Origin of the sequence: Arthrobacter sp. H14 (genome assembly GCF_000520495.1) — a bacterium.
GTDB lineage: Bacteria > Actinomycetota > Actinomycetes > Actinomycetales > Micrococcaceae > Arthrobacter_C.
The window spans coordinates 1-4,748 of the sequence record NZ_KI914706.1; the positions used below are offsets into that span (position 1 = coordinate 1).

General features: G+C 64.0%; 4 protein-coding genes and 1 pseudogene. All 5 read right to left on the bottom strand.

Annotated elements, in window-relative coordinates:
* Positions 1–171, bottom strand: a pseudogene (locus tag Y707_RS33055) (IS1380 family transposase); the annotation flags it as partial.
* 236 nt (positions 172–407) lie between these two features.
* Complete coding sequence (locus Y707_RS28330; RefSeq protein WP_026536565.1) at positions 408–1,709, bottom strand: YncE family protein; 1,302 nt, start codon at positions 1,707–1,709, stop codon at positions 408–410.
* A 22-nt stretch (positions 1,710–1,731) separates the two neighbouring features.
* The gene (locus tag Y707_RS0121450) at positions 1,732–2,583 is read right to left on the bottom strand and encodes an ABC transporter permease (RefSeq protein ID WP_026536566.1); all 852 of its coding nucleotides are present in this window, start codon (positions 2,581–2,583) and stop codon (positions 1,732–1,734) included.
* Between the two features lie 4 nt (positions 2,584–2,587).
* Positions 2,588–3,586, bottom strand: coding sequence for an ABC transporter ATP-binding protein (locus Y707_RS0121455; RefSeq protein WP_035783167.1), 999 nt, complete (start codon positions 3,584–3,586; stop codon positions 2,588–2,590).
* Positions 3,583–4,748, bottom strand: a 1,166-nt coding sequence (locus tag Y707_RS28335) for a LolA family protein (protein ID WP_051442291.1), incomplete at its 5' end; no start/stop codon positions are given. The genes Y707_RS28335 and Y707_RS0121455, both read right to left, overlap by 4 nt.

Consider the following 4,748-nt stretch of genomic DNA (forward strand, 5'->3'; position numbering starts at 1 on the left):
TAGTCCGGCATTCGCGCCTTTGTCTGTCGGCACGGACAGCCACTCGGCGGCCAGATCCTGCAGGCCGGCGTCCTGAGCCAGGCCCATCGCCGGAACCAGCCCCGCGGTCGACACAAGGTTCTCGTCATCGAAGGAAACTGACATCGAGCCGGGACTATGGAAAAGTTGCATCTACGGGATGCCCTCTCTTGAGGTGGAAAATTTGTCTGTGGTAAGTCATATTTTCCCTCAAAAGACGGGCATCTCCCGTTTAAAACGCCGACGTCACCCCAAACCCGATCGGTGGATCAAGGCTTAGCCGGACCGGAATGCTGCACTCCCTGAGCAGGAACTCGATCTGAACCGCAGGCCATCCTTCCCTTCGAACTTTCAGAGGTCCGGGGGAGGATGGCCTTCCTGCGCCCTGGTCACGAGCGGGCAGCGGGAACCGTGACGATGGTCTGCGGACGGTTAGGCACCGCAATCCCGTACTGCTCGTAGCTTTGCAGATCCACGACCGTGATCCCGTTCCAGTAGCCGGCGCGGGTGTAGCCGCCGGAGAGCAGGACCTTTTCCCGGCCGGTGCCAGGATCGGTCCAGAAGGTGACGGTTTCGTGCAGCCGGTCCAGCGGGATGATTTTCTCCTCGCCGGTGGCCACTTTCCGAAGCGTGAGATTCGGCCCGCCGGTGGCATTGCCGAACGACCCGGTACCGATGACGGCCAGCGTGGATCCATCCGGGCTGAGCCCCGTTCCATGCTGGTGCGAGTTGGCGCTCATGTCCTTGATCCTGATGTTGCCCGAACCGGGATCAAGAACGGCCAGCGCCAGCCCCTGGTAAGGCAGCAGGATCTTTCCGTCCTCCCGCACAGCGGCATAGTGCGGCTTCTCCCAGGAGCCGAGGCCGCCTTCGGTGCCGAACGGCGCAACTTCAATCCGGTTGGCGGTCATCGCGGCGGTGTCGACGATGTGCACGGTGAACGAGTCGTGGTCGATGGTGTAAACCTCGGAGCCGTCATCCGAAATCAGGATGTCGAAGGGCCGCAGGCCGACGTCGACGTTGTCCACCACCTGCTCCGAGGCCAGGTCAATCTTCTCCAGCACTGCGTTTCCGCCGGCCACGACGACGGCCACATAGACGTACCTGCCGTCCGGCCCGGCGGCGATGCCGGTGCCGCCGTTTCGATATTCGTCGAAACTGATGGTCCCGGCGGGGTGGCTGTAAGGGATAAGCGCGGTCCGGCGTCGTTCTTCCAGATCCACTACCGCCACCCCTTCGGCCGTGGAGACGTAGGCCCGCTGGGTTGGTGCGTGAACGGTCACGTCCCACGGCGCCGCTCCCACCCTGATCTCATCGACGACCGGATCGGTGCGATTACCGGGATCAATCACAGCCAGGGCGTTGCTGGACGCCTCGGTGGCCAGGACAAGTTCAAGCTTCCCGGAAGCATCGCCGGCATTCTTCCTCGGCGAAGTGGAGGTGCCCGACGACGAAGCTTCCGTTGGGTTCGTTGACGGCGGTGTTGAGGCAGGTTGGGATTGTGATTCAGAGGCGTCCGACGACGGCTGGTCGGGTTCCGTCGTCCCGCCGGATGGTGCCGCTTCGGTTGCCGATACGCCCGATGACGGCTGGTTACCCGGCTGGTCTTCCGGCGTCGTGCAGGAAACAAGTCCTGCGAGCGGAAGCAGGGCCAACAGCGCCAGGACCGCCGGCTTCCGGAGAGAATGCATGAGGAAAATTATAGAAGGATACCTACGCCAGGATGTCCCGCGAGGTAAACCGCCCGTAGGCAAGCGCCCCGAAAACAACAACGTAGCCCGCTTGCAGGAGCGCATTGGAGCCGAACGAGGACCACTCGATTGGCTCCCGGAGCAGGTCGGCAAAACCAAACCAGTACTGGCTCAGCAGCCACGGGTGGATCCATTCCAGCTGCGGAAGCTGACCAAGCACCTGCGATATCACCGCGACCACCACGGTTGCCGCCATCGCGCCCACCGGCACATCCGTCAGCGTGGAAATGAACAGCCCGACGGCACAGAGACCCAGAAGGGACACAGTTACGTAGGCGCAGATCAGGAACGTGCGGAGCAGTGATTCGCCGACGCCGATCGTGTCGCCGCTGAGCAGGGTCACCGGCCCAACGGGGAAAAGAGCCGCACCAATAAGGGTCCCTGTCACGGCGACGGCAAGCGTTCCCGACAAGCAGAATATGGCGGCAGCGGCATATTTCACGACAAGCAGTCTGGCCCGTCCCACCGGAGCCACCAGAAGGTAGCGTAAAGTGCCCGAACTGGCTTCGCCAGCGATGGTGTCCCCGGCCACGACGCCGACGGTCAGCGGGAGGAAAAGGGGAATGGCAACCGTCAGAGCGGTGACCGACACGAACTGCCCGTTCTGCGTGATTTGGTCGAGGAACGCCGGGCCGCGTCCCGACGGTGGGCCGGAGGTCAACCGCACGGCAATCGCGATGAGGATGGGAATGGCAGCGAGCGCAAGCAACAGCGCCCAGGTCCGCCGTCGTCGGAAAAGAACGGAAAGTTCCGACGCCATAAACACCCAGCCCGATGCCGGACGTACCGGGGAGGTCCGGGCCGGGCTGCTCATCTGATCACTGGACAACGTCGAATCCTTCACCGGTCAGGGCAACGAAGAGGTCTTCCAGGCCGGCTTGCTCCACCGAAAATCCATTGATGCGCACGCCCGCCGAGACCAGGGCGGTGGCGATCCTGTCCGGTGGAAAGTCTGCGGGGAGGGGAACGCTGATCCGCGGGCTGCCGTCGTGATAGTCGTGGTGATCGTGCAACTGACCTTCAGCAATGAGGCCGACGCCGGCAAGGACCTGGTGCGCCAGCTCGACGTCGGGGGTCAGCACTTGCAGGAGTTTCTGCCCGGCGCCGCGCACCTCGTCCAAAGTCCCTTGCGCCACGAGCCGGCCTGCCCGCAGTACGGCGACGTGCGAGCAGATCTGCTCCACTTCGGCCAGCAGGTGGCTGGAGACAAAGACGGTCGTGCCCTCTGCCGTCAATGAGCGTACGAGGTGGCGCACCTCCCTGGTGCCCTGCGGATCCAGGCCGTTGGTTGGTTCGTCCAGCACGATCAGGTCCCGGTGCGTCAGCAAGGCGTTGGCTATGCCGAGCCGCTGCTTCATGCCCAGTGAGTAGGCGCCTACTTTCTTGCCCGCGGCGTGCGAGAGGCCGACGCGTTCCAGGGCTGTTTCCACCCGGGAACGGCGGGTCGACGGCGAGACGAACCGGTCAGCGGCGTCGAGGCGGCGCAGGTTGGCCCGGCCCGACAGGAACGGATAAAATCCGGGACCCTCGACCAATGCCCCCACGCGCGGCAGGACATTGGGCAGATGCCGCGGAATGGCCTGGCCGAGAACGTGGACTTCACCGGAGGTCGCCGCGGCGAGGCCCAGCAGTATTCGGATGGTGGTGGTTTTACCCGAACCGTTGGGACCCAGGAAGCCGAACACGGACCCTCGTGGGACCGACAGGTCAATACCGTCGACCACCGTCTGCGCGCCAAACCGCTTGGTCAGGCGATGGGTTTGGACAACCGGATCCGCCAAAGCAGAGCCGGCGGTTTGAAGGTCAGCGGCGCTCACTGTCCAGCAGCAACTGACTGCAGTCGTTCAGCCGGAACGGCTCCAACCAAGGTGCGGCCGTCATCGGTCATCAGCACGTTCACGAGTTTGGTCTGCAGGAGCCGGCCGCCGTCAACCGGAGTGCTTAGCTGGTCGATCATTTCCCGCTCCATGCCTTCCAGGTCGCCGCGGCCCGGCAACTCCAGCACAGCACTCCAACCCGAGCCCGTGACGGTGGGCTTCGCCTGGTCGGCCCAGTCCTGGCCGCCCATCTCAGGCTTCGCCGTTTGTCCGTTGCCGTCGTTCAGCATGTCGTGCTTGTCCGGCCATTGGTGCTTGTCCCGGAGCTCCTTCACCGTTGCGTCGGCAGGAGGCGTGAACGCAAACAGGTCCGCATCCGGGGTCTCGAAGGAAATTTCGCTGAAGGACACGCTGAATGCCGGGGAGGCCTCGCCCCGGGCCGTGACACTGACTGCGAGCGGCAGTCCCGTTTCGCCGTCGACGGCGATGGAGATGGAACCGACGAGTGTTTCGGAAGTCCGCGGAGTGAGGATCAAGTCATAGGCGGCGCGGCCGGCGACCATTTTGTCTGCGCCGACCGTTACCGCAGTACTGGAATCGACCTTGTCGAGGAACTTCCCGGCAAGCTGGCCAGGCGCCGGAACGTCGGAGGGCATCGGATGCGATTGTTCATCCGGCGCTTGTTGCCCCTCCAGTGCGTCCTGGTCATCCGGCATATCCGCGTGCTTGTGTCCGGCCGGGATGACCGCGTGCGTGGCCGTGTTTTCTTCGGAGTCGTAGTACCAGACGTCGTCGCCATTGCGGATCAGGTTGCGCTCGGCGAACTGGTCGAGCACTTGGATGCGGGCGTGCTCCGGTCCGTCAAGGAAGACCCGTACGGTGTGGGATTCGGTGAGCATCTCCAAGGCGGCAGATTCCGGTGACATGCCCGAGGATCCATCCGGGGAACCTGACGTGTCCGACGCCGGCCCCTGCCCGCCGTTTGGCCCGGTCAGGGAGAGGTCGGGAAGCCCCAGATCGGACGTCTGTTCAATCGTGCCTGACAGCGCGTCAACGTCGTGTCCGCCGACCAGTTCCAGTACTTGAGCCGGGGTTTTGTCGGGAAGGTCGGCGGAGGCATTCGCGATAACCGGTCCCAGGACCGGGCCTGCGAACGCAGCGG